This is a genomic window from Comamonas sp. 4034 (genome assembly GCF_050434545.1).
GTDB lineage: Bacteria > Pseudomonadota > Gammaproteobacteria > Burkholderiales > Burkholderiaceae_C > Comamonas > Comamonas odontotermitis.
On the sequence record NZ_JBNDIT010000046.1, the window covers coordinates 1 to 4,298 of the forward strand.

Genomic DNA, 4,298 nt, shown 5'->3' on the forward strand with positions numbered 1-4,298 from the left:
TCAATGTCCGGGCATCCATTCTCAATCAATTTACCGCGCTGGGCACGCCCCAGACGGTCGCTGCTGCGTAAATCCATTTGGGATTGGGGATGTCTCGGCCTATGGCCGATTTATGCAACAACGCCGTTCGCCAATATAAAGGAAGACAAGTGAATACTATCGCCTTTTAAAAAATCACAATCACCGACAGACAGTCATCAAACAATCAAATAGAAATATTCAATTTTTTGCAAAAAACCAAATCAAAATAGATTTAAGCAAAGTAACACTCCATACTTTACTGCTAGATTGTTATTGCCTTATACACGGCAGGGTGCTTTGATAGATATTTTAAATAGTCAGGATTTTAAGATTATTTAAATTAATAGAAACGGCATTAACAATCATTCTTCATGGCGATGGAGTTTTATACATGAGATTAATTAATAAAAACGCTGCATTTTTTGCAGGTTCAATGGTGGCGCTGGTCGCTTCCAGCAACGTGCAGGCTGCTACGTTGACCTGCGGCGTGCCATTGTCTGTATCCACAGCATCTGCAAGCGCATGGTCGACCGATGCAAAGCTGGTCGCTGACCCAACTACCACTGCGACCGTGGTGGACAACTTCGTGTTGAATAGTTTGGCCGTCTGGTTCGATCCAGCCGCCCAGACTCCGCCACTGCCCAGAAAATGGCTGTCATTTGGCATGACCACCGCAAACGATCCTGCTACAGGTCAGCCCTATCCGACCGTGAACATCACAGGCAATCCCCCCGCCAGCTCCTGGGTGCCTGGCCGCGCGACAATTTATGCCAATGAGCCCATCACCATTGACAACAATGTGGATCTGTCGACCATCAGGGTCACGGGCACCGGCGGTGCGGACAACCACGCACAGTTCGTCGTCAAGCCCGCTACCCTGCCCGGCAACGTGACCAATAGCACCTGGGTAAAGGCCACGGACATGGTGGCTCAGTGGGGCACCCCCAAAACCGACATTGACTTGAGTGGTGGCAGTCTGGGCTTTTATTACGGCAACAACACCATCGGTTTTGCCCTGTCCAGCGAGCCAACGACAGCCAGCGCCCCAGCAGGCGTGTATGCAGATCTTGAGATCATTGCCGACTGCTTGCAGACTCCTCCCCCCCAGCCCACTGCACCATTGATGTGCCCCGCTGGTAGCAAGGCTGGAGACACGGTCAAGATTGGCCCGTTCACCACCAATGCACGCGACTGGAAGTGGACCCAGCGCACGAATGGCTCCGGCGTCCTGGAGACAGTCGAGCAACCGCTGTTCGATACCTACCGCTACCGCAGCTATTTCAACCCAACCGATTTGACCACACCCACCAATGCGCGCTGGATCAGCCCAGGCACCACAGACCCTGCCGGCGATGATGTTCCAGGCGTGCCCTACCCGGCCGCCAGCGGGCAAACCCGGGCCGGCTTCAATGCCGCCGTGTTCATGCTGAATACCCCCATCACCGTGGGCAACAATGTGGACTTAAGCACCATCAAGCTCGACGGTAAGTTTGCTTTCGATGACACCGGCGATTCGGTGTTTGTGCAACCTGCGGGCGAGGCGGGCGCCATCAGCCCTGCCGACCTGCCCAATGGTTATGCAGGGTTCGCTTCTTACGTCACCCCAGCCCTTACCGGCTTTAAACGCGGCCAGAATAATATCGGCCTGCTGCTGGACGGCGGGCAATTCAAGAACGACTGCGCAGGCGGCTTATGCGCGCTGGGTGCCCTTGCCGACTTCTCCGTGACGGCCGTCTGCACCGGCGAGCCACCGAGCGCGGACCTGTCCATTACCAACACCAGTGCCTCCACCAGTGTGGCCCCCGGTGCCACGGTGACCTATACCATCACCGCAAGCAATGCCGGCCCGACGGATGCCACCGGTGCCACGGTGACCTCCACACTGCCCGCCGCATTGACCGGCGCCACCTGGACCTGCGCCGGCGCGGGCGGCGGCACCTGCGCGGCATCGGGCAGCGGCAATATCAGCGACACTGTGAACCTGCCGGTGGGCGCCACCGTGACCTACACGGTGACCGCCAAGGTGGCTGCCAATGCATCGGGTTCGCTGACCAGCACTGCCAGCATTGCAGCCCCCGCCGGCGTCGATGACCCAACACCCGCCAACAACAGCGCAACCGCCAGCAGCGTGGTGACCACGCCGGGCGCTGCGACGCCCGTGCCGGCCCTCGATCTGGCCGCGTTGGCCCTGCTGGGCAGCCTGAGCGCGGGTATTGGCGCCTTCGCGCTGCGCCGCCGCCAACGCGGCAAATGATGAGTTGCAGCCCTAGGGCTTAAAGACTTATGAGATACAAAAAATCGCCTCCATTTGGGAGGCGATTTTTTGCATTCAATGGCCTCATCGTCCCAGCGATGTAGCTGGAAGTGAAGCTCAAGGCCTCAGAATGCTTATTCAAGACTCGAGCCTAATATTGACCTGGCGCGCTCTTTCAATGTGCAGGCTCTGGATCATTTCTCAATCACCCCCTTCAACTGTGGTTCACAGTGTTAGTATGTGCCCTATGCAGCTGGTTTATCGGCTGCCCAAGTTTGTGATTGCGTGCTTCCAGATCGTTAATATCACTTGTCGTATTGACATTGAGGTAACCTGTACTGACGCGAACGGGCAACGACTCTGTTAAAAAATGTCAGCAATGAGGTTATCTCTTAATATGACTCTATGATAGAAATTTTTAGCCAGGGATTGAAATTTTTAACAAGTCTATTCCACTTTCTTTAGTTTGCTGCTTATTTTCTTCCGCTTATAGTGCCGAGATCACAATTGAACCCAGTTCAAATTATTTTGAAAACTGGAGCTTCAGTTCTTTCGAGCCTGCCGGCCAAGCTCTTTACTATTACGATGGCTCTGGCAACAGAGGGCCAAATTCACTCCCCTCTGGTGGCGGTCAAAACTCATGAACATTGGATGGAAGAGAAATAACTTGGACTGTTCCAGAGCAAGATGCAGCCCTAATAACTGCCGGCGTTTTTACTTCTAATTACAACACCTTCGGGACAAATCTTCCCACCGGAATTTTTGGACCGAATCCAACACCAAGACCCGGTCAGGGCTTTTTAAACAGAGGTAATGCTCAGTTTAGCTCACCAACTCCATTCCCGCCTGGAACAACGCTATTCTTTCAAGACGTTGACTCATCAGAAACTGCGGCTTACCGCTTCTATGACTGTTCAGGAAATATGGTAGATGCTGGCGATTTTGATTTTCTAAAAATCTCCTCAATAAATACCCCAAGCCACACGACTCTAGGCACAACACCAAATAGATACTGGAATATAGTAGCAACTGTCGCTGGAAATGACCCAAACACGGTGAATGGCATTTCAATTCGTTCGTCCTCAGTCTGCCAAATTGACATCCAAGGTACGCGCCCTGTAACTCGAGGAAGTATAAATTATTTTCTCGGAGTAACGCCTAATGTTGTTCCAACTGTCACGCCTGCAATTTCGGGAACAACGCAAGTTGGTTCTGCGATCACAGGCACATATACATATGCAGACAATGAATCTGATATTGAGAATCCTGCTGGAACGACATATAAACTCGTGAACAGTTCCAGTGCAACTATGATCAACTCTAGTGAAGGGACGACTGTTGCAAGCGGTTCAACAGGCGGTGCGTCAGGGAGCGTCCCATACACTCTGCAGCCCACTGACGTAGGTATGTACGTCTATTACTGCGTGATTCCTGCCGCACAAACCGGCGCATCTCCCGGTGTTGAGGTATGCACAGTGGCGTCAGAACCAGTTACAGATAAACCCTTACCCCAAACGCCTCCTGTCATCAACGATGCAAGCTATACGACGCCAGTGAACACTCCAGTCAATGGAAACGCGGGCACTGGCGGACAAGTGGCGTTTCAGACAGTGACACCACCCGCACATGGTCAGTTGACGATCGATCCAATGACTGGCGCATTTACATACACTCCAAGTGCCAGCTACACAGGCACGGACACCGCAACTGTTCAAGTCTGCCTCCCAGCACCAAACACTACCGTATGCGATGACGCTGTGCTCACTTTCAATGTGCTAGGTGGTGGAAGCGGATCGACTGCTACACCAGTACCGACGCTAGGTGACTGGGCTCTAATCGGATTGACTTCTCTGGTGGCAATGGTTGGCATTGGCCGGATCCGTAGGCGTCAAATCTGATCTATAAATGCAAAATCAGCCTCCCCAGTGTGAACTGACCCCCAGAAGTTGGACGCCGATCTAACCTCTGGGAGTTTTCATGGGAAGATATGACGAAGAGTTCAAACGAACTGCCGTCCAGGACT

Annotated in this window: 3 protein-coding genes; 2 read left to right on the top strand and 1 reads right to left on the bottom strand. The window is 53.0% G+C overall.

Features of this window, described 5'->3' with window-relative positions; all coding sequences use genetic code 11:
- Positions 1-390: 390 nt before the first annotated feature.
- A complete protein-coding gene (locus tag ABIE32_RS21555) occupies positions 391-687 on the bottom strand; it encodes a hypothetical protein (protein ID WP_429019337.1) in 297 nt (98 codons plus the stop codon).
- On the opposite strand from ABIE32_RS21555, the gene ABIE32_RS21560 reads away from it, so the two are divergent.
- A complete protein-coding gene (locus tag ABIE32_RS21560; RefSeq protein ID WP_429019339.1) occupies positions 686-2,275 on the top strand; it encodes a DUF11 domain-containing protein in 1,590 nt (529 codons plus the stop codon). The genes ABIE32_RS21555 and ABIE32_RS21560 overlap by 2 nt on opposite strands.
- A gap of 647 nt (positions 2,276-2,922) precedes the next feature.
- Entirely contained in the window at positions 2,923-4,173 is a 1,251-nt protein-coding gene (locus tag ABIE32_RS21565) for an IPTL-CTERM sorting domain-containing protein (RefSeq protein WP_429019342.1), read from the top strand.
- The last annotated feature ends 125 nt before the right edge of the window (positions 4,174-4,298 follow it).

Coding starts and splice junctions, on each gene's coding strand:
- ABIE32_RS21560 (WP_429019339.1), top strand. CDS start 686: ATGACCACCGCAAACGATCCTGCTACAGGTCAGCCCTATCCGACCGTG.
- ABIE32_RS21555 (WP_429019337.1), bottom strand. CDS start 687: ATGCCAAATGACAGCCATTTTCTGGGCAGTGGCGGAGTCTGGGCGGCT.